The organism is Pseudoalteromonas fenneropenaei (genome assembly GCF_042643375.1).
Classification (GTDB): Bacteria; Pseudomonadota; Gammaproteobacteria; order Enterobacterales; family Alteromonadaceae; genus Pseudoalteromonas; species Pseudoalteromonas fenneropenaei.
On sequence record NZ_JBHRSD010000006.1, the window covers coordinates 23,556 to 43,949 of the forward strand.

23 protein-coding genes are annotated in these 20,394 nt (G+C 46.1%); 20 read left to right on the forward strand and 3 right to left on the reverse strand.

All coding sequences use genetic code 11. The features are described 5' to 3' along the window. The first annotated feature begins 20 nt into the window (after positions 1-20). From ACFOEE_RS03075 to ACFOEE_RS03115, 9 genes are all read left to right on the forward strand, one after another. Complete coding sequence (locus tag ACFOEE_RS03075; protein WP_377121063.1) at positions 21-710, forward strand: TenA family transcriptional regulator; 690 nt, start codon at positions 21-23, stop codon at positions 708-710. After that, positions 707-1,495: an SDR family oxidoreductase gene (locus ACFOEE_RS03080; protein ID WP_377120806.1), complete on the forward strand. Its 789-nt coding sequence runs from the start codon at positions 707-709 to the stop codon at positions 1,493-1,495. Before ACFOEE_RS03075 ends, ACFOEE_RS03080 begins: the two co-directional genes overlap by 4 nt. Beyond that, positions 1,492-2,151: a tetratricopeptide repeat protein gene (locus ACFOEE_RS03085; RefSeq protein WP_377120808.1), complete on the forward strand. Its 660-nt coding sequence runs from the start codon at positions 1,492-1,494 to the stop codon at positions 2,149-2,151. Before ACFOEE_RS03080 ends, ACFOEE_RS03085 begins: the two co-directional genes overlap by 4 nt. Further along, entirely contained in the window at positions 2,148-2,807 is a 660-nt protein-coding gene (locus ACFOEE_RS03090; RefSeq protein WP_377120810.1) for a response regulator, read from the forward strand. Before ACFOEE_RS03085 ends, ACFOEE_RS03090 begins: the two co-directional genes overlap by 4 nt. Further along, positions 2,808-4,127 carry a sensor histidine kinase gene (locus ACFOEE_RS03095; protein WP_377120812.1) on the forward strand — a complete coding sequence of 440 codons (1,320 nt, stop codon included), beginning with the start codon at positions 2,808-2,810 and terminating at the stop codon, positions 4,125-4,127. A gap of 23 nt (positions 4,128-4,150) precedes the next feature. Further along, the gene (locus tag ACFOEE_RS03100; RefSeq protein WP_377121065.1) at positions 4,151-4,474 is read left to right on the forward strand and encodes a cupredoxin domain-containing protein; all 324 of its coding nucleotides are present in this window, start codon (positions 4,151-4,153) and stop codon (positions 4,472-4,474) included. Beyond that, positions 4,464-5,207: a hypothetical protein gene (locus ACFOEE_RS03105; RefSeq protein WP_377120814.1), complete on the forward strand. Its 744-nt coding sequence runs from the start codon at positions 4,464-4,466 to the stop codon at positions 5,205-5,207. Before ACFOEE_RS03100 ends, ACFOEE_RS03105 begins: the two co-directional genes overlap by 11 nt. A 20-nt stretch (positions 5,208-5,227) precedes the next feature. Beyond that, positions 5,228-5,923 carry a hypothetical protein gene (locus ACFOEE_RS03110; RefSeq protein ID WP_377121067.1) on the forward strand — a complete coding sequence of 232 codons (696 nt, stop codon included), beginning with the start codon at positions 5,228-5,230 and terminating at the stop codon, positions 5,921-5,923. A gap of 286 nt (positions 5,924-6,209) precedes the next feature. Further along, a complete protein-coding gene (locus ACFOEE_RS03115) occupies positions 6,210-6,419 on the forward strand; it encodes a cold-shock protein (protein WP_377120816.1) in 210 nt (69 codons plus the stop codon). Positions 6,420-6,486: 67 nt separating this feature from the next. On the opposite strand, the gene ACFOEE_RS03120 is transcribed toward ACFOEE_RS03115, so the two are convergent. After that, complete coding sequence (locus ACFOEE_RS03120) at positions 6,487-7,242, reverse strand: substrate-binding periplasmic protein (protein ID WP_377120818.1); 756 nt, start codon at positions 7,240-7,242, stop codon at positions 6,487-6,489. Between the two features lie 213 nt (positions 7,243-7,455). Between ACFOEE_RS03120 and ACFOEE_RS03125 the strand changes: the two genes are divergently transcribed. From ACFOEE_RS03125 to ACFOEE_RS03165, 9 genes are all read left to right on the forward strand, one after another. Next, a complete protein-coding gene (locus tag ACFOEE_RS03125) occupies positions 7,456-8,133 on the forward strand; it encodes a GntR family transcriptional regulator (protein WP_377121069.1) in 678 nt (225 codons plus the stop codon). Next, on the forward strand, positions 8,130-9,008 hold the full coding sequence (prpB, locus tag ACFOEE_RS03130; RefSeq protein WP_377120820.1) for a methylisocitrate lyase: 879 nt from the start codon (positions 8,130-8,132) through the stop codon (positions 9,006-9,008). Before ACFOEE_RS03125 ends, prpB begins: the two co-directional genes overlap by 4 nt. A 110-nt stretch (positions 9,009-9,118) precedes the next feature. Continuing rightward, complete coding sequence (gene prpC, locus ACFOEE_RS03135) at positions 9,119-10,240, forward strand: bifunctional 2-methylcitrate synthase/citrate synthase (protein ID WP_377120822.1); 1,122 nt, start codon at positions 9,119-9,121, stop codon at positions 10,238-10,240. Between the two features lie 68 nt (positions 10,241-10,308). Beyond that, positions 10,309-12,900, forward strand: coding sequence for a Fe/S-dependent 2-methylisocitrate dehydratase AcnD (gene acnD, locus ACFOEE_RS03140; protein WP_377120824.1), 2,592 nt, complete (start codon positions 10,309-10,311; stop codon positions 12,898-12,900). 39 nt (positions 12,901-12,939) lie between these two features. Next, positions 12,940-14,115, forward strand: coding sequence for a 2-methylaconitate cis-trans isomerase PrpF (gene prpF / locus ACFOEE_RS03145; protein WP_377120826.1), 1,176 nt, complete (start codon positions 12,940-12,942; stop codon positions 14,113-14,115). Positions 14,116-14,645: 530 nt separating this feature from the next. Then, a complete protein-coding gene (locus ACFOEE_RS03150) occupies positions 14,646-15,548 on the forward strand; it encodes a tetratricopeptide repeat protein (protein WP_377120828.1) in 903 nt (300 codons plus the stop codon). Between the two features lie 33 nt (positions 15,549-15,581). After that, entirely contained in the window at positions 15,582-16,001 is a 420-nt protein-coding gene (locus ACFOEE_RS03155; RefSeq protein ID WP_377120830.1) for a hypothetical protein, read from the forward strand. A gap of 70 nt (positions 16,002-16,071) precedes the next feature. Beyond that, positions 16,072-16,836: an alpha/beta fold hydrolase gene (locus tag ACFOEE_RS03160; RefSeq protein ID WP_377120832.1), complete on the forward strand. Its 765-nt coding sequence runs from the start codon at positions 16,072-16,074 to the stop codon at positions 16,834-16,836. Positions 16,837-16,871: 35 nt separating this feature from the next. Further along, positions 16,872-17,078, forward strand: coding sequence for a tautomerase family protein (locus tag ACFOEE_RS03165; protein WP_377120834.1), 207 nt, complete (start codon positions 16,872-16,874; stop codon positions 17,076-17,078). Between the two features lie 51 nt (positions 17,079-17,129). Here ACFOEE_RS03165 and ACFOEE_RS03170 read toward each other — a convergent pair whose 3' ends face one another. Together ACFOEE_RS03170 and nfsB are read right to left on the reverse strand one after the other, a co-directional pair. Further along, positions 17,130-18,221 (reverse strand): L-dopachrome tautomerase-related protein, encoded by a 1,092-nt coding sequence (locus tag ACFOEE_RS03170; RefSeq protein ID WP_377120836.1) that lies wholly within the window; start codon positions 18,219-18,221, stop codon positions 17,130-17,132. Positions 18,222-18,239: 18 nt separating this feature from the next. Next, positions 18,240-18,899 carry an oxygen-insensitive NAD(P)H nitroreductase gene (nfsB, locus tag ACFOEE_RS03175; RefSeq protein ID WP_377120838.1) on the reverse strand — a complete coding sequence of 220 codons (660 nt, stop codon included), beginning with the start codon at positions 18,897-18,899 and terminating at the stop codon, positions 18,240-18,242. A 97-nt stretch (positions 18,900-18,996) separates the two neighbouring features. Between nfsB and ACFOEE_RS03180 the strand changes: the two genes are divergently transcribed. Together ACFOEE_RS03180 and ACFOEE_RS03185 are read left to right on the forward strand one after the other, a co-directional pair. Continuing rightward, positions 18,997-19,917 (forward strand): LysR family transcriptional regulator, encoded by a 921-nt coding sequence (locus ACFOEE_RS03180; RefSeq protein WP_377120840.1) that lies wholly within the window; start codon positions 18,997-18,999, stop codon positions 19,915-19,917. 38 nt (positions 19,918-19,955) lie between these two features. Continuing rightward, entirely contained in the window at positions 19,956-20,354 is a 399-nt protein-coding gene (locus tag ACFOEE_RS03185) for a GNAT family N-acetyltransferase (protein WP_377120842.1), read from the forward strand. Positions 20,355-20,394 lie beyond the last annotated feature (40 nt).

The window sequence follows — 20,394 nt, forward strand, 5'->3', positions numbered from 1 at the left end:
CTGACACCAAGGAGCAAGTGATGACTTCTTTTTATGACACGCTACAAGCTGAAACTGAAACAGCACGTGCTTATTTATTGAACGCGCCAATTATTCGTGATGTATTCGCGGGGAATATTAGTGTTGGGCAATATATCTCGTTTTTACAGCAAGCTTACCATCACGTAAAGCATACCGTACCACTGCTGATGAGCTGTGGAGGCCGCTTACCGGAAAGCAAAGAGTGGTTGCGCGAAGCAATAGGTCATTACGTTGAGGAGGAAATGGGCCATCAAGAGTGGATCCTCAATGACATTGCTGCCTGTGGTTATGACAAAGAAGTGGTACGTCAAAGTAAACCATCTTTTGCCACAGAAATGATGGTCAGCTATGCCTATGACAGCATCAATCGCGTTAACCCGCTGTGCTTTTTTGGTATGGTAAACGTACTGGAAGGCACCTCAATTGCGCTTGCAGACAATGCAGCTAGAACCATTCGCGATAAACTAGATTTGCCACGTAATGCCTTTACGTATCTGACCTCACATGGCGCGCTGGACATTGAGCACATAGATTTCTTTAAAGGTTTAATGGACAAAATTGACTGCAAAGAGGAGCAGGCACTTATTATTCACAGTGCAAAATGCTTTTATCGACTCTACGGCGATGTGTTCAGAAGTATCGAACTGGAGCCGCAAGTGCCGAAGCTATTGGTAGGAGCAGTGGCATGAGTAAACCGTTAGCAATTATCACTGGCGCCACAGGTGGTATTGGCGAAGCTATTGCCCGTCGTTTGGCTCAAGACAATTGGCGCTGTTTATTGGTGGCGCGCTCTGAGTCAGCACTTCATGCGCTGAGATATCAGCTGGGTGATGAACATTTATTCCTCGCGCTGGATTTAAATGACGAGGCTGCGCCTATCACTATCGCACAGCATGCGGAGGCACAAGGTGGCGCTACACTGTTAGTCAATAATGCGGGGCTTAATCAAATGTTGCCATTTGAAAATACCCCGCCCAACTTAATGCGCAAGCAACTGCAAGTGAACTTGTTAGCGCCAATGCTACTGACGCAAATGTTGTTACCGCAGCTGAAGAGTTGTCAAGGGACAGTGGTGAACATTGGTTCAGCCTTTGGCGCCATAGGTTATCCCTATCAAAGTGCCTATTGTGCTTCCAAATTTGGTTTAAGAGGATTTAGCGAGGCGTTGTCACGTGAGCTAGATGGGGTAGTGGCCATTAAATATCTTGCGCCACGCGCTACCGATACGCAAATTAATGATGCTCAAGTGCGCGCTATGAACACCGCGCTTGGCAACAAAATGGACAGTCCACAACAGGTCGCTGAAATATTTATGCAGCTACTTAATTCAAAGCAGCGTCGCAAAGCGGTGGGTTTTCCAGAAAAGTTATTCGCCCGTATAAATGGTTTGTTACCTGAATTAGTTGATTCGGCAATTATCAAACAACTGAAAACGATTAAATCATTCCTTGGTTCTAGGGAGTCATCATTATGAAATTGATTAAATTATCCGCGTTATGTTTCGCATTAAATGGCTTATTTAGTTCACTTGCAGGTGCTGCAGATCTTGGTACTGACTTACGCGCGGTGCAAGACAGTTGGGCGACAGTGAATTACGAATTACAAGATAAAGCCCGCGAAGCTGGTTTTGAAGCCCTAATCAAAGACAGTCAAAGGTTAGTTGAGCATTTTCCTGAAAATGCCGAAAGTCATATTTGGCATGGTATTGTGCAATCGAGCTTCGCTGGCGCAAAAGGGGGGCTGGGCGCCTTAGGCTTGGCTGAAGCGGCGAAAGAGGAGTTGGAGAAAGCTATCGCTATCGATGAAAAAGCATTACAAGGTTCTGCATTAACCAGCCTTGGTACTTTATATGCAAAAGTTCCAGGTTGGCCGATTGGCTTTGGTAGTGATAAAAAAGCCCGTGCTTTATTTGAAAAATCCTTGCAAATCAACCCAGATGGTCTAGATATTAATTACTTTTATGCTGAATTTCTTTATGATGATAAAAAGTATCAAGCTGCATTTGAGCATCTCCAAAAAGCCAAAGCTGCACCACCAAGAATAGGGCGTGAGAAAGCAGATAAATATCGCCAACAAGAAGTGGATATGCTGCTAGCCAAAGTCGAGAAGAAACTGAAAAAACACAAATGAGATTACTATTAGTGGAAGACGATGCCCCGCTTGCTGAAGGGCTGTTACAGTCCTTACTCAAGGAGGGCTATAGTGTTGACCATGCGCAGACACTGGCGCAAGCGCAAAACTACATTAGTGATGGGCAAGTTGAACTGGTGGTGCTTGACCTAGGTCTGCCCGATGGGGATGGCTTAAGTTTATTGAAAACCATTCGTAAGCGTAAGTTGGCGATAGGTGTGTTGGTGCTGACTGCTCGCGATAGCATAGACGATAAAATTTCAGGGTTAGACCTAGGGGCGGACGATTACTTGCCTAAGCCCTTTGAAGCGAAAGAATTATTTGCTCGCTTACGGGTTATCGGGCGCCGTTTCACCCAGCATACTTCAAGTGTTATTCAGGTTGGCGATGTCGCACTTGATGCGGCGAGTCATACAGTTAGCGTAGGTGATGAGCTGCTTAATCTGCCACGTAAAGAGTTTATGCTCCTTAAGGCGCTGATGGAAAACAGTGGTCGGGTACTTTCTAAAGAGCAACTTGAAAGCAAACTCTACCAATGGGGGGAAGAGCTGGGGTCAAACGCAATTGAGGTGCATATCCATCATTTGCGTAAAAAGCTACCCAAAGATCTTATCACTACCTTACGTGGTATCGGTTACGTATTAGGAAAGCGCTAAATGCCACAACCGAAGGAGTCGCGGCTTGCGAAGCGCATGTCTATTAATCGTAGACTTACGCTTATTATTTTGTCGTGTCTGATCCTCACTGCGTTTATGGCGCTCTTGCAAGGGTACGAAACCAGTATTCACGAGGCGGAAAAACAACTAGACCAGCAATTACACAGTGTCAGTAAAGTGCTGTTAGGCTCGCCTATTAATCAGTGGACCGAACAGCACGACTTTTACGCCAAATTATGGCAAGGTGAAAACGTGCTTTTTAGCGCAAAATTACTCGCGACGCTTGCGTCCCCTTGTGCTGAAGAAGGCTTTTCAACCCGCAATATTGCTGGGCAGCGGCTGCGAGTATTGGTAACTAAAGTTGCTGATAGATGCTTGCTGCTAGCCGAACCAGTGCAAAAGCGTTTTGCTTTAACTGAAACCTTGATTGTATCCGCCATGACGCCTTTAGTGCTAGTCATGCCGCTACTGGCGCTCTTTATTGCTTGGTATGTACGCCGAGCTTTGACCCCGCTCACTGTGCTATCTCGCGAGTTGCAATTTAGAAAGGCCAATGACTTCCAACGTTTACAAACTGCCTCTGAAGACGCTGAAATTGCCCCAGTAATTGAGCGTTTAAACAGTTTATTTACTAAGGTAGAAGCGGCGTACTTACGTGAACGCTATTTTGCGTCGGATGCGGCACATGAACTAAAAACACCCATTAGTAGCTTGAAAATCAATCTGCATAATCTCAGTGAGCAGCTACCGGATAATTCCAGTATTGCCGCGATGGAGCAGGGCCTGATGCAACTAGGCCATATTGTTGAGCAGATGCTCACCTTAGCGCGTACCGAGCCAGATACGTGGAAAAGTCAATTTACTAGTCAGGATCTGTTCCAATTGACGCAGCAATTGGTTGCGGCGCAATATGACAAAATTGCGGAAAAAAATCAGCAAATAAGCCTCACTGGTGAAAATGTTGTGATCTACGGTTGTGAGTTCACTTTGCATACCCTGCTAGGTAATTTACTTAGCAACGCGATTAAGTACACGCCTAAAGGGGGGGAAATTCTACTTCAGATCAGCACCGAGGAGGGTAAAGTAAAATGGCAGATAAGCGACTCGGGCCCAGGTATGACAGAGCAGCAGATCTCCCGTGTTTTTGACAGGTTTTATCGCGTAGGGGGAGACAAACATCCTTCCGGCGAAAAAGGCGCAGGGCTTGGTATGGCTATTGTGGCGCATATAGTGGCAATTTACAAAGCGCGAATTGAGTTGAGTAAAGCGGAACTAGGCGGACTAAAAGTGCAAGTGTGGTTTAATAAGGAAGCGCCGTGAGGTCAAATTTGCTCTACGCATTTATTCTAGTTTGTGGTTTTTTTACTAGTACTTTGGTGCTTGCAACCGATAGTTTCTTTATTGTGCTGGAGAATCATCTTTTTACGCCCGCGAAAATCGAAGTGCCAACAGGGAAAAAAGTAAAGTTGGTGATTGAAAATAAAGACTCAGAAGCCGAAGAATTCGACAGTTTCGACCTAAATAGGGAAAAAGTCCTGTTTCCTGGTCGTAAGAGTGTGATCTACATCGGGCCATTAGAGCCCGGCGAATATCGTTTTTTTGGTGAGTTTTCACCCAATACTGCGCAAGGCATAGTGGTTGCAAAGGAGGTAAATAATGCTCCTTAATACGGTGATTTTATGCATCAATCAATGTTTGCCGATTGCTTTATTGTGGGTATTAATGCTGCAATGCGTGCGCAATTCTAAATTGCCACTATTACACGCCTTGTCCGCTATTGGAATTGGTGTGATAGGGTGCATCGCTTACTTGCAAGCCGCTGGGGTGATAAGCCAGTGGTTTGATTATCGCGGCTTTGAAGTGAGTCAGATATTCCTCTTAGTATTACTGTATGCAAATTTGCTGCTCATAACGCTGAAACCTCGCATCATTTGGCAGCAAACCGCGTTGGCGCTCAGTGTTATCACTTATCTATCGCACTTTTTAACCTATTTAAATAGTTTTATGTCTGCCGATGCGCTGCAAAGTTTGCTCGTTGGCACCATCTTAGGCTTAGGTATTTGTTTTAGTTTTAGTACCTTATTGTATTTCCTGTTAGCCTCTACACAGTCTACGCGAAGCACCTATTGGTTGATGTTGTTGTTTGCATTGCATGCGGCGAGCAAGATATCTGTCGCGTCCGATCTGAGTACGCAGATAGACTTGTTAGCCAGTACCCCCAGCGTGGTGGATTTACGTTGGTTTTTGGATGAGCACAGTGTATTTGGGCGCGTGTTTAAAGTGCTGTTAGGTTATGAAGCCAGCCCAAGCTGGCTGAATCTCACAACCTATATTGGCGGAGCGGGAGCGTTTTATTTGGTATGGCTGGCGCGTGGGCGCAAGCGGGAGGTAGCGATATGAAATGGCTGCAAAGTCGCTTAATGTTTGGTTTGCTGGCCTGCTTACTTAGCGTGGGTTGGCAGTCCTCGGCGCTGGCGGATGGCATGGTGGTAGATAAGGTTTATCACCCCTACGTCTTACCCTTTGAACGAGAAATAGAGTGGCGCTTACATTCGCGCCAGACCAGCGATAAGAATTATTTAGCACAGCGTTTTGGGATGGGGTTTGCGTTATACGACACGGTTGCATTGGAAGGCTACATCATCGGTGAGCGTGATGAAGAAGAGAACTATGATATCGCAGGATTTGAGGCTGAACTACGTTGGCAACTAGTTGAACAAGGGCGCTATTGGGCGGATTGGGGGTTGTTATTTGAGTTGGAAAAGCGTCATGATGAATCTGCATTTGAAGCCACCACAGGTCTTATCTTTGAAAAAGAGTTTGGCAAAAGTAGCTTAACTATGAATGCCTTTGTTGTGCGGGAGTGGGGGCACGATATAGACGACGAATGGGAGTCAGAGTTTCGTGCGCAGTTTCGTTATCGACTCTTCTCTTCATTTCAACCAGCAGTTGAAGTCTATGCTGGAGAAGATTTTTTTGGTATTGGGCCGGGCTTTCTCGGTTTATATCGTTTTGAAGGGCAGCGGCAATTGAAATGGGAAGCTGGTTTTATTACTGAGTTAACCCATTCCGGTAAAGACCATAGTTTCAGATTAGCATTAGAGTTTGAATATTAGCCCCAAACACGCCCTAGATATTTGAAAATAGGATGGAGTGAACGCTGTTCTTGGTTTTTGATGAGAATTGTAAAAAAGAAATTTTTTTGACCGTTTATCTCAAAGCATTGACTTCAGATTTTACTCTTTTTATGATTGACAAGGACAGAAAAGTCCGCCGTTTGAAATCTCCATTACGTTGTTGAGCGTCACCGCTGTAGTACCGTCCTGAAGTTTTAAGCATCGTATTTTTTTGCTCTGAAATGCCCGCTTTGGGCAATTAAGTTTTTATATTAGGATTAGTACTATGTCTACACCAATTACAGGCTCCGTAAAGTGGTTCAACGAAGCTAAAGGCTTTGGCTTTATCGCACAAGAAAACGGCCCTGACGTTTTTGCTCATTTCAGCGCTATCCAAGGTAACGGTTTCCGTACTTTGGCTGAAGGTCAAAAAGTTGAGTTTACAGTAACTCAAGGCCAAAAAGGCCCACAAGCTGAAAACATTAAAGTGCTTTAATAGAGCAGAATTGAATGTAGAAAAGCAGGCTTAAGCCTGCTTTTTTATTGCTTTAAAATGATAAATTTCAATCTTTAAGAATCGTTTGCTTCATGACTTGCTTGTATTCTGATGTCTCTGAGACCTGCTTAAATGCCGTTTTTAATTGTTCAACAGCTGTTTTAGAGGTGGTTTTACTTGCAGCTAGGTAGCCTTGAGTTGCGAGCTCGGGGACGGTAAGAACAAAACGAAATTGATCTCTAGGTAGCTTTAGCGCTTTTGCCATATCAACCAAAAACCTTGGATCATCGACCACTAGATCCACCTTATTATTGATAAGTAGCGCATAAGATTTTTCAATATCCGTTGTTTGGATAAAATCAAACCCCAATTTTGCTAAGATTTCAGCAGAAATATCAGAGCGCTGCACCGCTATGCGCAAGTGCTTGGCATCATCAAGCGACTTAAGCTGGATGTCGTCACGAAAACGGTTAGTAACAAAACCTAATTCAAATAAAGCAACCGGACCAATCCACTCAAATTGCTCTTCACGCTCTGAAGTACGGGCGATACTGTAAATCAAAGTGTCTTTTTGGGTGGTGGCGTTTTTAAATGCCCGCGCCCAAGGTAGCATGGCAAATTCACCCGACAGCTTTGCTTCCGCTAAGATCATCCTCACCAATGCGGTACTCTCACCTGCGACTTCACCATTTTCCATAGTTTGACTAGGCGGGGATAGCTCAGTCACTACAGTTAGGGGAGTAGCAAGAGCGCTAGCAGTGAGCAAACTGCAAAGGAGTGCTAAAGGGGCACATTTAGCTCGGAAATACTGCGTTAACGACATATACCTCTCCGGAATTACCTCAGGCGTTTTAACTTAGTAAAGATCAACCCATCATGGAAAGTGTAGTGCATTGATTTCAATCCGATAAGTGAATTTTGCATGACTTGCCTACAACTTTTGTCGACAATCTCGGGGTTTTTGGTTGATCTTGAGCAGATTACTGCTAAGATTGTCTACAACTTTGGTGACATAAAAGTAGAGCTGGTAAAAGCAATGTTTACTGAGCAAGCGGTAACCTCTTCAGATAAAACATTTTATCGGATGAGAAAGGAAATAGTGGATGGACTTATCCCTGCAGGGACTAAGTTAAGTGAAATGGAATTGTCGACAAAGTATGAAGTTAGTCGAGCTGTGATCCGTGAAGCCATCAACCGCCTTGAAGCCTGTCATCTGGTAGAACGTAAAGCCAACGTCGGGGCAAGAGTGGTGTCGCTAAGCCAAGCTGGGCTCGATGAGCTGTATCGGGTGCGCGAAGCGTTAGAAGGTATGGCAGCACGTTTAGCGGCGCAAAATATGAGTGATGAAGAAATCGCTGCGCTCAACGCACTGCTTAGCCACCATTTTGATGAAGTAAAAGGTGGTGAATCCTATTATCAGGAAGCGGGTGATGTTGACTTTCATTATCGCATTATCCTTGGCAGCAAAAACACTCATCTTATTAATATGTTGATCAATGGTATGTATCATTTGATCCGCATGTATCGTGTGCAACTGGGGATGGCAGGTCCACGCGTGACGACTGCTTTTGATGAACACAAACACATCGTCCGTGCTATCAGTAATCGCGATGCCGAACTGGCAGAAATGCTGATGCGCCGTCATATTCAATATTCTAAAAATAATATCGCCACTAAATTATCAAGTGACAATCTTACAGAGAGAACATCATGAGTGCAGGAAAAAAATTTCGTGAAGCGCTAGCAGCGAATCAACCGCTGCAAATCGTCGGCACCATCAATGCCTATAGTGCGATGATGGCCAAACGCATTGGTCATCAAGCCATTTATTTGTCTGGCGCGGGTGTCGCCAACGCATCATACGGTTTACCAGATTTAGGTATGACTTCACTCAATGACGTACTGGTGGATTGTTACCGTATCACTGCGGCATGTGATTTGCCACTAATGGTGGATATCGATACCGGCTGGGGTGGTGCATTCAACATCGCTAAAACCATTAAAGATATGGAAAAAGCTGGTGTTGCTGCGGTGCATATTGAAGATCAAGTAGCGCAAAAACGCTGTGGTCATCGTCCGAATAAAGAAATCGTTTCAACCGAGGAAATGGTAGACCGCATTAAAGCGGCTGTGGATGCGCGCACTGATCCTGACTTTTTCATCATGGCACGTACCGATGCATTTGCACAGGAAGGTTTAGCGGCGGCGATTGAACGTGCGAAAGCCTACGTTGCAGCAGGTGCTGATGGTATTTTTGCAGAAGCGATTAAAACCGAAGAACATTATCGTGCCTTTACCGCGGCCTTGGATGTCCCAGTGCTTGCCAACATCACTGAGTTTGGTCAAACCGAGCTTTGGAGCAAAGAGCAACTTGGTGAATGGGGTGTGGCTATGGTGCTATACCCATTAAGTGCATTTCGCGCCATGAATAAGGCCGCAGAAATGGTGTACCAGACTATCCTTGCTGAAGGTTGCCAAAAATCTGTCATAGATTCTATGCAAACTCGCATGGAGCTCTACGACTACCTCGGTTATCACGAGTACGAGCAAAAACTGGACGCATTGTTTGCCGAAGGTAAGAACAAGTAATAGAAAAAGGGTAGAGCATTGGCTTTACCCATAACGCTTAAGCGTAGTGCGCTTGCCAAACCAATGTAAGGCTTGGGGCGTCAGCAGGTAAAAAATTCAGGAGACAACAAATGGCAAAAGTATTAAGTGGCGCGGGACTGCGCGGCCAAGTAGCAGGTAAAACAGCACTTTCAACGGTAGGCAAATCAGGTTCAGGTTTAACTTACCGTGGTTATGATGTAAAAGATTTGGCCGAACACTGTGAGTTTGAAGAAGTCGCACACCTTATTTTAAAAGGTCACTTACCGACTCAAGACGAGCTAGCGAGCTACAAGGCGGCATTAAAAGGAATGCGTGGCTTACCAGCGGCGCTTAAAGATGTGCTTGAGCGTATTCCTGCCGACGCGCATCCGATGGATGTATTACGTACAGGCTGTTCAATGCTAGGGAATTTGGAAGGCGAATTAACTTTTGATGCGCAGCAACAAGTGACTGACCGCATGCTCGCGGTATTTCCTAGTATCATTTGTTACTGGTATCGCTTTAGCCACGATGGCGTGCGCATTGATGTAGAAACCGATGACGACTCAATCGGTGCGCATTTCCTACATCTATTACATGGTAAAAAGCCTTCGGCATTACATGAGCGCGTGATGCATGTGTCACTCATTCTTTATGCTGAGCATGAGTTCAATGCCTCGACCTTTACCGCGCGCGTCTGTGCTTCAACCCTATCAGATATGCATTCTTGTATTACTGGTGCGATTGGTTCTTTGCGTGGTCCACTGCACGGTGGCGCTAACGAAGCCGCTATGGATATGATTGAGCGTTTTACTTCAGCAGATCACGCTGAACAAGAAATGATGGGCATGCTTGAGCGTAAAGAAAAGATCATGGGCTTTGGCCATGCGATTTACTCAGAGTCAGATCCACGCAACGCAATTATCAAAATGTGGTCTGAAAAGCTGGCTGCTGATGTTGGTGATACCGTGCTTTATCCAGTTTCTGTGCGCTGTGAAGAAGTGATGTGGCGCGAGAAGAAATTATTCTGTAACGCGGATTTCTTCCATGCCTCGGCGTATCACTTTATGGGCATCCCAACTAAATTATTTACTCCTATCTTCGTGATGTCACGCTTGACTGGTTGGGCTGCGCATGTGATGGAGCAACGTGCTGACAATCGTATTATTCGCCCATCGGCGGAATACGTTGGCGAAGCACTACGTAGTGTCACGCCAATCAGTCAACGTTAATAACGTCTTGGCACGCGGCTTTGATTCAAAGCCGCTCTCTACCGTCAGCCTTTCTTTTGGATGTAACCATGAACACGCAATTTCGCAAACCTCTCCCAAACAGTAATTTAGATTTTTTTGATACCCAAGCTGCCGTTGATGCCATTAAACCGGGTGCTTATCAAGGTCTTCCTTATACGTCACGAGTGCTGGCTGAAAACTTAGTCCGCCGCTGCGCACCCGAGTCCTTGCACGCTTGTTTAGAGCAGATCATTGAGCGCCGTCGTGATTTAGATTTTCCTTGGTTTCCGGCGCGGGTGGTATGTCATGATATTTTGGGCCAAACAGCGTTAGTTGATTTAGCAGGCCTGCGCGATGCCATCGCAGAAAAAGGCGGCGATCCGGCCAAAGTAAACCCAGTTGTGCCAACGCAGTTAATTGTCGACCATTCTTTGGCCGTTGAATACGGAGGCTATGACAAAGATGCGTTTGCTAAAAACCGCGCAGTAGAAGACCGTCGCAATGAAGACCGCTTCCACTTTATTAACTGGACCAAAACCGCGTTTAAAAATGTCGACGTGATCCCACCGGGTAACGGTATTTTGCACCAAATCAACTTAGAGAAAATGTCACCTGTGGTGCAAGTACGCGATGGTGTGGCATTTCCAGATACGTTAGTCGGAACCGACAGCCACACCCCGCACGTTGATGCTTTAGGTGTTATCGCCATTGGTGTTGGCGGTTTAGAAGCAGAAAGCGTGATGTTAGGACGCGCTTCTTATATGCGGTTACCGGACATCATCGGGGTTGAATTAGTTGGCGAGCGCCAACCTGGGATCACTGCTACCGATATTGTGTTAGCTATTACCGAGTTTTTACGTAAAGAGCGGGTTGTTTCAGCCTACTTGGAATTTTTCGGCGAAGGCACCAAACACCTAAGTCTTGGCGATCGCGCCACCATTTCCAATATGACACCAGAATACGGTGCCACTGCGGCGATGTTCTATATTGATGAGCAAACCATAGAGTACTTGCGCTTAACTGGTCGTGATGAAGCACAAGTGAAATTGGTTGAAAACTACGCCAAACACACCGGCCTGTGGGCTGACAGCCTTGCTACGGCAGAATACGAGCGGGTGCTGCGTTTTGATTTAAGTACTGTAGTGCGTAACCTTGCCGGTCCTTCAAATCCACATCGCCGTGTTGCGACCACAGAGCTTGCGGCACAAGGCATAGTGAAAGATTACCAACTGGAAGAAGGCAAAATGCCAGATGGCGCGGTGATCATCGCGGCTATTACCAGCTGTACGAACACGTCAAACCCACGCAATGTGGTGGCAGCAGGTTTACTTGCACGTAATGCTAACGCTAAAGGCCTGACTCGCAAGCCATGGGTGAAGACTTCGTTTGCGCCAGGCTCTAAAGCCGTGAAAATGTATATGGAAGAGGCGGGCTTACTTAACGATATGGAACAGCTAGGCTTTGGTGTGGTGGCCTTTGCTTGTACCACTTGTAACGGTATGAGTGGTGCATTAGACCCAGAAATTCAACAAGAAGTGATTGAGCGCGACTTGTATGCGACCGCCGTACTCTCGGGGAACCGCAACTTCGATGGTCGTATTCACCCTTACGCAAAACAGGCATTTTTAGCCTCGCCACCGTTAGTTGTCGCTTATGCTCTAGCGGGTACGATACGTTTTGATATCGAAAATGGCGTGCTTGGCTATGATCAATCTGGGGCTGCCATCAGGTTAAAAGACATTTGGCCATCGGATGCGGAAATCGATGCGGTGATCAAAACGAGCGTTAAACCGGAGCAGTTCCGTGCTGTGTACGACCCGATGTTCGATTTGAGCGTGGATTATGGTGAGCATATCAACCCACTCTATGATTGGCGTCCAATGAGTACCTATATCCGTCGCCCTCCTTATTGGGAGGGCGCACTTGCAGCGCCTCGGACTTTGTCTGGCATGCGACCGCTGGCAATTTTGGGTGACAATATCACCACAGATCACTTGTCGCCTTCGAACGCGATTATGCTCGACAGTGCCGCGGGTGAATATTTAGCAAAAATGGGTTTACCGGAAGAGGATTTTAACTCTTACGCGACCCACCGTGGCGATCACTTAACGGCTCAGCGAGCGACTTTTGCTAACCCTAAACTATTTAATGAAATGGTGCGCGATGAAAAAGGCGCGGTAAAACAAGGTTCACTCGCTCGCGTGGAGCCAGAAGGCCAAGTCACGCGGATGTGGGAAGCGATTGAAACCTATATGGAACGCAAGCAGCCGCTGATCATTATTGCTGGTGCGGATTATGGTCAAGGTTCATCACGCGACTGGGCCGCCAAAGGGGTGCGCCTAGCTGGGGTCGAAGCCATTGTGGCAGAAGGGTTCGAACGTATTCACCGTACCAACTTAATTGGTATGGGTGTGTTACCACTTGAATTCCAAGCAGGCACCAATCGTTTAACTTTAGCCTTAGATGGCACCGAAACCTATGATGTTATCGGTGAGCGCACTCCGGGCGCAACGCTAACATTGGTGGTAAATCGCCGCGACGGGGCAAAGTTGGAAGTGGCTGTAATCTGCCGTTTAGATACTGCAGAAGAAGTCTCTATTTATGAAGCAGGCGGCGTGTTACAGCGCTTTGCGCAGGACTTCTTAGAAGGTAACGTTTAACTTCGACTGGGCCTCAAAGGAGGCCCAAAGGAAACCAATATGAATAGCAAACCTCAACTTCGTATCCCCGCAACTTATATGCGTGGCGGCACCAGTAAAGGGGTGTTTTTTAAACTCAGCGACTTACCTTTAGCGGCGCAAACTCCGGGTGCTGCGCGCGATGCCGTGCTGCTGCGAGTGATTGGTAGCCCAGATCCGTACGGTAAACACACAGATGGAATGGGCGGCGCGACTTCTAGCACCAGCAAAACGGTGATTTTAAGCCAAAGTAGCCAACCAGACCATGACGTAGACTATTTGTTTGGTCAGGTTGCCATTGATAAGCCCTTTATTGATTGGAGCGGCAACTGCGGTAATTTAACTGCCGCCGTTGGTGCCTTTGCCATCACTAATGGTTTAGTGGATAAAGCTAAGATCCCAGCCGATGGCATTGCTACAGTGCGAATTTGGCAAGCCAATATCTGTAAAACCATTATTGCCCATGTCCCGATGAGCCAAGGTGAAGTGCAGGAAACTGGTGACTTTGAACTTGACGGTGTGACTTTCCCTGCCGCTGAGGTAGTGGTGGAGTTTATGGACCCAAGCGATGGTGAAGGGGATATGTTCCCAAGCGGGAATTTAGTCGATATGCTCGAAGTGCCAGGTATTGGCAGTTTTCCAGTCACTATGATCAATGCCGGTATTCCAACTCTGTTTTTTAATGCCAGTGATTTAGGCTATGACGGCACAGAGTTACAAGAGGTAATTAATAGCGATGCTGCGGCACTCACTAAGTTTGAAACCATTCGCGCTTATGGCGCAGTTAAAATGGGCTTAATAAGCGAAATTGCAGAGGCTGCGGTACGTCAACACACACCAAAAATTGCTTTTGTTGCACCCGCCAAAGCTTATACATCATCGAGCGGCAAACTGGTCGCAGAAACGGATATAGACGTTAACGTGCGGGCTTTATCTATGGGTAAGTTGCACCACGCCATGATGGGCACGGCAGCGGTCGCTATTGCCACAGCAGCAGCGATCCCTGGTACTTTGGTTAACCTTGCCGCCGGTGGTGGTGAGCGTAATGTGGTCACCTTTGGCCATCCCTCTGGTACTTTAAGAGTGGGGGCGCAAGCGCAGCAGATTCAAGGTCAGTGGCAAGCAACAAAAGCGGTAATGAGCCGCAGTGCTCGTGTGCTGATGGAAGGGTCGGTGAGAATTCCTGATAGCGCTTAATGATTTTCTAAACAGCCCGCTTTAGCGGGCCTTTGCTGTGTCTATTAACACTCACCTTTTCGTGACATTTCCCAGCAATTTAAATCAATTGTTGGCGCGCAAGTCGTAAAACACTGGGTAACAGTCTTAACCCCACCCGCCACTTTACGAGTATCTTGATTTGGCAAGTATTTGTTGTTTAATAAAGACTTCATTGTACATTTTGTTAGGTGTAATTTCATTTCTAGTTCCTTCTTCTTTCATTTATTTTTAATCTAAAATTCCTTATTAGGAACAAGATTACACTAGGGCAAATACGTTGAGATGTAAATATTTTTGTTTTTAAATTGTAAATGAAATTGTTTAAAATAATTGCTTTGGCAACCCAAATACATTTACAACAACTCAGTGTTTACTCACCCGAGTGATGCCTAACTATCATGCTGATTGAGTAAGCACATTTTGCTTTAAATTTTGTAAAGTAAAAGATTTGTTTATTAGCACTGAGTGCGTAAAATGTAGTTGAGCAAAAAATAATAAAATGAAATCTCATGCGTATTAGTCAATTGTTGTGGTGTTTGCTTTTCGCGTTACCTAGTTTTGCTGCTGAGCATTTAAGTGACCATGAGCATTTTTGCCAAGTGAAGCCAACTATCCCTTGTTTGGATCATATCAATGCAGCACTTTTGAATGAAACTTACCTTTCTCCCGAATGGTATAAAATCAAATCCTATCAGCTTGATTATTATTATGATGTTAGACGATTTGACGACATTATTCGCGCGGTTGAGCCCTTATTACCCCATGGGGATGCGCCGGCTGTGTTTAAGTCACAATTGTATTTTTATTATGCTAAATCGCTTGGAGCTGCGGGTCGTAAGGCTGAAGCGTTGGAATATGCGCAAAAGGCGATAGCCAAAGTGGAAAATATCTACGAGGCTTTTGGTGAGCCTTTGAGGTTAGTGGAGTTGGCTAATTTGCAGTTGTCATTAGGTAATTTTGAAAAAGCCTATCAAATTCTTGCAATGGCAGAAAGTCGTTTTGCTAAGAGTAAAGATCCTATTTTTAATTTTGAGCTCAACTCTAACAAAGCAAATGTTCAGCACCATTGGGGCGATTTAGAAAAGGCCGCGCGTTTTCGTTTAGCAGCGCTTAACTGGGTAGCCGGAACCGATCAAAACGCCAAAATTGTCGTTGCGATGGGGAATTTGGCACGGACTTATCAGTTACTAGGACGTTACGAATTAGCGCGAGACACCTATGTAGACTCTTTAACTTATTTAAAGAGTCATAACGATGACGAAAACCGTGCAGCTCATTTGCTTAGGCTGGCGGAAATATATTGGCAGCTTGACGATAAAGACAATGCAAAAAATACCTTGAAGCAGGTGAATTCGCAGCTGTTATCAGCGCACCATTTAAAAGTGTATGAAAAGTTAGCAGCCCAGCTTTAGTCAGCACCGCAATAACTAAAACTAAGGAAAAAAGTGATACGAAATACAGCGACAGTAATATTAGCGGTACTTTTTGGTCAGCCAGCGTTGGCAGCCTCCTGCGAACACTTCAATATGAGTGGACTGTGGGAATTAAAATCGGCCCGTTATGAAGATCAAACCGGTAAAGTATTAGCAGAAGTCAAAGACGGTAGCCTCTTAAGCCGCAAGTGGCTGGTGGATGGTAAAGTCAGTTTTGTTACTTGGCACCCAGACGGGAAATTCGAGGTTGCCGCCAGTGGCCTTTACGAGTTTAAAGACGGCTTGTATCTAGAAAATATCGAAGTCAGCTCTTTACCGCGTTTAGTCGGCAAAAATTACCGTTTTAACTGCCAAATAAGCGATGGAGTATGGCTCCATAGCGGTCAAGAAGACCATTTGTTCATCTTTGAGTATTGGCAACGAAGCCATTAGTCTTGCCTGCTAAGCAGCGTCAAGGGATTTATTAAGCAAGGCCGTTGTAGTCCATGCAAAGGAAGTTGTAATGAAAAACCTTCTCAGTGTTAGTGCCATGTTGGCGTGTTTTAGTGCGTCAATTGCAGCGGCAAAGGCGCAACCATTGCCGAGCGAGTTGACCGACGCAACACGCCAGCGAGCTATCCCTGTTGTAATTCAATTGCCAGTGCAAACCTCATGTAGCAAGGCTGCTCCATGTCGAGTGGCAATTTTAGGGTCAGGCTATGGTATTGCCCATAACGAGTATCAGTTTATCACCACAGTGCTAAATCAACGTGGTTACTTAACCATTGCTATTCAACATGAATTACCCGAAGATCCGCCACTGTCAAGAAGCATGCCGTTTAGTGAAACGCGTTTAGAGAATTGGCAGCGCGGTGTCGATAGCGTCGAATTTGTGCGAGCCACACTGGCAGCACAATTGTCGCATTTTAACTTCAACGAGTTAACCTTACTCGGGCATTCCAATGGGGGTGACATTGCGGCCTTATACGCCCAGCAATATCCTCAGCAGGTGAAACAAGTGGTCACGTTTGATAGCCGACGAGTGCCAATGCCTCGTTCGCTTGGGGTTGCTGTGCTCACTTTACGTGCCAGCGACTATCCTGCGGATGAAGGCGTGCTGCCAAATACTGAGGAAACAGCTCAATTCCCAATCTGCGTGAGTCTTATTCCTGACAGCAAACACAATGACATGTATGACGGAGGCCCTGAGTGGTTAAAAACGGCGATGCAAAACCGCTTGAGCCACTATTTAGATGGGGTAAGCTGTGACAAGCTCGTTTTACAATAATCCCGACACATTCCAGTCAAGAAAGGAAATGCAATATGCCTTACGTCAATGTTCAGATAACTGCAGGTGCAACGAGAGAGCAAAAAGCTGAATTGGTTGCCGACATTACGCAATCTCTAGTGCGCGTGCTTGGGAAAAAGCCGGAGCATACTCACGTTGTTATTCAAGAAATAGCCGAGCAAGACTGGGGATTTGCTGGCATGCTGACCGATGATTGGAAAAAGCAGCAGTCCCAATCATAACAGAACAGAAAATACCGCGGGCAAATTGCCCACGGTATTCAAAGTTGCGGCTTAGCGATTAACTCTGTGCTCAGTTGCGCCAACCCATACGCGCATAATGCGATAAGGTGCCTTGCCTAAATCCTCCCCGCCAGTAAACGCGGGAGTGAGGTGGAGTTGGTTGACCGCCACATATAACCAACCGGGCTCACCGAGTTGTACATTATCTGGCCAGCTTAACTGTGGTGACTGGCTCAGTGTGCTGAGCTTACCATTGTCAAGCACATCAATTGCACCTTGATTGAGGTTGGTAAAATAATGTTTGCCTGAACTACTGGTAGCTGCACCGTCCGATACCGGCTTATGGCCTACAAGCGTAACGCTTGCAGCGATAGTTTCGTGATTACCTAAGCGCAGTGCTTTGGTGTTCACACGGTACCAATGGGTGCCAGTCATAGCACCATAAAATAAGTACTCACCATCGCCAGAGAGCGTCAATGGATTTACCCCCACGCGAGCCGGTTGGCCTGCGAATTGGGTTTTTTTGCCATCAATTTGCATCTCTGCGTCTACATCGGGCTGCAACGAAAAATGATCTTGAAATTGAGTTGCATGTCCCGTTTTAAGGTTAACGGCAATCAGTGCGTTGGCGGCAATATCAGCCAAATATGCAAAGCCGAGTTCACCATCTACTACAATATCTTGCACAAAACTGCCAGGTGGCGCGACTTGCTCATCTAAAACCAGTTGCTTGATATTGCGCCCGGTGGCGATATCAAAGCCCCAAAGTTGCGTACGACCAGTGTGTTGACCCATATCAATCACCCACAAATGGCCTTGACCATCCTGAGTGAGGCCGAGTGGCGAGTCGAGCTTAGTCAAAGATTTATTCGTTGCGTTGCTTTGCACAGCTGAGCTTGGCCATGGTTTTGCGCTGCCATCGGTGCTTATTTCAACTAATTGCAGACCTTCATCCCGACCAAACGGATGAACGGTCGCAAAAATACGGCCATGTGGCGTGACGCTTACGTTGCCGGGACGAAACGGCAATTCAGCTACGCTTTGTAGCTCGCCAATTGGAGGTTCACTCAATTGCGCCGCTTGTACCACGCTGCTTAGCCACAGTACTGGTAGTAGGCATTTAATCAAAGGCAATGTTTTCATCGTATGCTGCTGTTAACCTTACAATTCAGTGAAAATCTGTTCTGGTGCCAAACGTGATTTAGGTAGGGTAGCATTGAAGTCATCGGCGCTGCGGTAGCCAAGTGCAACTATGACTTGCGCGTGTAAACCTAGCTCAGTTAGACCGAGTTCCTCATTTAAAATTGTGGCATCAAAGCCTTCAATTGGCACCGCATCAATCTCTAATAAAGCGGCGCTTAACAAGAAATTACCGACATTCAAGTACACTTGCTTGTCAACCCAACTTTGTAGCGAGGCTTCGCTACTTTGGTTCAAGCCTACAAAGTAGCGTCTTCCAGCGTCCATTTTGGCCGCCATTTCAGAGCCAGCGGCAAAACGTCCATCGGCGGTTTCTTTACTCAGTACTTTGCTTAAATGTGCATCATCCACCGTGTTTTTGCCACAAAACACCACAACGTGCGAGGCGTCTAAGACTTTACGCTCGTTAAACGCATAGTTGTCTTGGGTACTTTTGGCAATACGCTGTTTGCCTGCCTCATCACTTGCCAGCACAAAGTGCCATGGCTGCGCATTGGTGCTGGATGGGCTTAAACGTAGTGCTTGTTTTAATAAAGCAAATTCGTTTGCTGGAATTTTCTTAGTTGGGTCAAAGGCTTTAGTTGCGTAACGGCTATTGAGTGCCTCAGCTAAGGTGATCATGATTCTGCTCCTAAATATAAGATGTATGCAGCTTAATACTTTCAATAATCAATAAAAAGGTGATAATAATTAAATTAGTTTCAAAAATATTTTGATAATGCAGATTTCAGATTTACAACTCGTCGCTAAAACGGCGCAATTAGGCAGCATTAGTGCTGCCGCTGCACAGTTAGATGTGCAAGTAGCAATGGCCAGTGCAGCAATCAAACGGGTAGAAAAACAACTTGGTTTTGAACTATTTGTACGTTCAACTCGGCGTTTAAGGCTCTCTAAACAAGGGGAAAAGTATCTGCCGATGTGTTTGCAAGCCTTGAGCTTGTTGGAAAACGCGCGCCAAGAGGTGCTAGCCGATAGTGGTGAAATTGAAGGCGAGTTGAGGCTCACCGCGCCCTCTGATCTGGGTCGCAATATCTTATTGCCGTGGTTAGATGAAATGTTGGATATGCACCCCAAATTAAAGCTGCGGCTTATTCTCAATGACCATAATCTAGATTTTTACCGTGATGGCGTGGATGTCGCGCTACGTTATGGTGAAGTCGATGATGCTAACTTGTATGGCTTTAAGATTTGCGATGCGCCATTGGTGCTCTGTGCTGCACCTAGCTATATCGCGCGCTGTGGCGAGCCACAAGATCATGAGCAATTAAGCAAACACAACGGTTTATTCTTTCAACTGCGTGGTAGTACCTTTAGTACTTGGCCGATGAAAAAAGCCGACAAACAGTATAAAGTCACGTTAAACGGCGATAGGGTTGGCAATGATGCAGATCTCGTCAGACGTTGGTGTGCGGCCGGTAAAGGTATTGCACTGCGCTCGGCGCTGGATGTATCTGATCAGCTACTAGATGGCACTATCAGAGCTGTAATGCGTGATTATCAGTTGGAACATAAAGGCTTATGGTTAGTGTGCCCAACTCGCCAGTCTATTAATCCCAGCGTGCGATTACTGCGGGATATTTTACGTGAGCGCTGTGCTAAGGTATTACAAGGTGTTCAGCCGCTCTTACAAATGCCCTAAAATCTAGCCTAGCCAAGTATAACAATAATAGGACTCATTTGATGCAAATTATAGAACAACCAGCCAATGTCGATGATTTTATCCGTCTACGGCATATTTCTGGCTTAAGTGCACGCCCAGCCGCCGCAGTTGCTAAAGGGCTTGCAAACAGCTTGTACGGGGTACATATCGTCAAAGATGGGCAGACTATCGCTATGGGTAGGGTAATAGGGGATGGGGCACTGAATTTTGACGTGGTTGATGTGGCGGTTGATCCACAATTTCAAGGCCAAGGCCTAGGCCGAAAAGTGATGGAACATATTATGGCATATCTTCTGCGCACGGCAGAGCCTAGCGCGTATATCACCCTGATGGCGGATGTACCTGAGCTGTACAAAAAGTTTGGTTTTGTGCTCTCAAGGCCCGGCAGCGAAGGTATGCACTACGCTTGGTGTTAAGCGTCTTGCACGCCTTCAAGCGGATTGAATCACAATCGCA

Excerpts from the sequence above, each read along its gene's own strand:
- ACFOEE_RS03125 (WP_377121069.1), top strand. The coding sequence starts at position 7,456 with ATGTTTACTGAGCAAGCGGTAACCTCTTCAGATAAAACATTTTATCGG.
- ACFOEE_RS03080 (WP_377120806.1), top strand. The coding sequence starts at position 707 with ATGAGTAAACCGTTAGCAATTATCACTGGCGCCACAGGTGGTATTGGC.
- ACFOEE_RS03085 (WP_377120808.1), top strand. The coding sequence starts at position 1,492 with ATGAAATTGATTAAATTATCCGCGTTATGTTTCGCATTAAATGGCTTA.
- acnD (WP_377120824.1), top strand. The coding sequence starts at position 10,309 with ATGAACACGCAATTTCGCAAACCTCTCCCAAACAGTAATTTAGATTTT.
- nfsB (WP_377120838.1), bottom strand. The coding sequence starts at position 18,899 with ATGATCACCTTAGCTGAGGCACTCAATAGCCGTTACGCAACTAAAGCC.
- ACFOEE_RS03110 (WP_377121067.1), top strand. The coding sequence starts at position 5,228 with ATGTTTGGTTTGCTGGCCTGCTTACTTAGCGTGGGTTGGCAGTCCTCG.
- ACFOEE_RS03165 (WP_377120834.1), top strand. The coding sequence starts at position 16,872 with ATGCCTTACGTCAATGTTCAGATAACTGCAGGTGCAACGAGAGAGCAA.
- ACFOEE_RS03170 (WP_377120836.1), bottom strand. The coding sequence starts at position 18,221 with ATGAAAACATTGCCTTTGATTAAATGCCTACTACCAGTACTGTGGCTA.
- ACFOEE_RS03160 (WP_377120832.1), top strand. The coding sequence starts at position 16,072 with ATGAAAAACCTTCTCAGTGTTAGTGCCATGTTGGCGTGTTTTAGTGCG.
- prpF (WP_377120826.1), top strand. The coding sequence starts at position 12,940 with ATGAATAGCAAACCTCAACTTCGTATCCCCGCAACTTATATGCGTGGC.
- ACFOEE_RS03120 (WP_377120818.1), bottom strand. The coding sequence starts at position 7,242 with ATGTCGTTAACGCAGTATTTCCGAGCTAAATGTGCCCCTTTAGCACTC.
- ACFOEE_RS03105 (WP_377120814.1), top strand. The coding sequence starts at position 4,464 with ATGCTCCTTAATACGGTGATTTTATGCATCAATCAATGTTTGCCGATT.
- prpC (WP_377120822.1), top strand. The coding sequence starts at position 9,119 with ATGGCAAAAGTATTAAGTGGCGCGGGACTGCGCGGCCAAGTAGCAGGT.
- prpB (WP_377120820.1), top strand. The coding sequence starts at position 8,130 with ATGAGTGCAGGAAAAAAATTTCGTGAAGCGCTAGCAGCGAATCAACCG.
- ACFOEE_RS03090 (WP_377120810.1), top strand. The coding sequence starts at position 2,148 with ATGAGATTACTATTAGTGGAAGACGATGCCCCGCTTGCTGAAGGGCTG.
- ACFOEE_RS03180 (WP_377120840.1), top strand. The coding sequence starts at position 18,997 with ATGCAGATTTCAGATTTACAACTCGTCGCTAAAACGGCGCAATTAGGC.
- ACFOEE_RS03115 (WP_377120816.1), top strand. The coding sequence starts at position 6,210 with ATGTCTACACCAATTACAGGCTCCGTAAAGTGGTTCAACGAAGCTAAA.
- ACFOEE_RS03075 (WP_377121063.1), top strand. The coding sequence starts at position 21 with ATGACTTCTTTTTATGACACGCTACAAGCTGAAACTGAAACAGCACGT.
- ACFOEE_RS03150 (WP_377120828.1), top strand. The coding sequence starts at position 14,646 with ATGCGTATTAGTCAATTGTTGTGGTGTTTGCTTTTCGCGTTACCTAGT.
- ACFOEE_RS03095 (WP_377120812.1), top strand. The coding sequence starts at position 2,808 with ATGCCACAACCGAAGGAGTCGCGGCTTGCGAAGCGCATGTCTATTAAT.